Origin of the sequence: Acidovorax sp. JG5, from assembly GCF_017939685.1 — a bacterium.
GTDB lineage: Bacteria > Pseudomonadota > Gammaproteobacteria > Burkholderiales > Burkholderiaceae_C > Acidovorax.
Window position 1 is genome coordinate 1 of sequence record NZ_JAGKSE010000060.1, and the last position, 933, is coordinate 933.

Annotated in this window: 1 protein-coding gene; it reads left to right on the top strand. The window is 60.5% G+C overall.

Annotated features, from left to right (window positions below):
• Positions 1-63: 63 nt before the first annotated feature.
• Positions 64-928, top strand: a protein-coding gene (locus tag J8G26_RS19090) for an IS5 family transposase (protein WP_210570839.1) whose coding sequence is annotated in 2 segments (ribosomal slippage) — positions 64-482 and positions 481-928 — 867 coding nt in all. Because the reading frame shifts where the segments join, the coding sequence is not laid out codon by codon here.
• Positions 929-933: the final 5 nt, after the last annotated feature.

Here is a 933-nt window from a genome sequence, read left to right on the forward strand (position 1 = left end):
AGGATCTATCCGTAAATTAAACTATGTTCCTGAGTCGCCCGTGATGCGGCGCAGGAGGTGTAGATGGCCAAGGCGCATGCCAATTCGTGGGAAGTGACGGACGATTTCTGGAGCCGGGTGGAGCCGCTGGTGCCACAGCCTGCGCGCGATCCTGACAAGCAGTACAAGCGCGCAGCCGGAGCGGGCCGCCCGAGCAAACCGCCACGGCTGGTGTTCGAGGCCATCATGTATGTGCTGCGCACTGGCTGCCAATGGAAGGCATTGCCTGCTGAGCGCTTCGGCAGCGCCAGCGCGATCCATCAGAAGTTCATGCTGTGGTCCAAGGCCGGGTTCTTTGAGAACCTGTGGCGTGCAGGCCTTGCTGAGTACGATGATTTCGAAGGCGTTGCTTGGCGCTGGCAAAGCATTGATGGGGCCATGTTCAAGGCGCCACTGGCGCAAGAGGCTGTGGGGCGCAACCCGACGGATCGGGGGAAAAAAGGGCTGCAAGCGTCACCTGCTGGTGGACGGGCGTGGCGCCCCGTTGTCACTCGTCGTGACCGGGGCCAACGCGCACGACGTGACGCAACTTGAGGCCGTGCTGGCGTCCTGCATGATCAAGCGCCCCACACCCAAGCAGCGACGCAGCAAGCACCTATGCGCTGATGCCGGCTACCGGGGAAAGAACGCCATGAAGATCATCCTGGCCCACGGCTATATCCCGCATGTAGTGGGCCGCAAGAGCGAGGCAGAGCGCAAGAAACGCAATCCGCAGAAGAAGGCGCGCCGCTGGGTGGTGGAGGCATGCCATGGGTGGTTCAACAGATTCCGCAAGCTGCTCGTGCGCTACGAAAAGCTGGAGCACACGTTTCTCGCTCTCAACCATCTGGCCGCCGCCATCATCACCTTGCGAAAGATCAGTCTACCTGTCAATATTATTTACGGATAAATCCT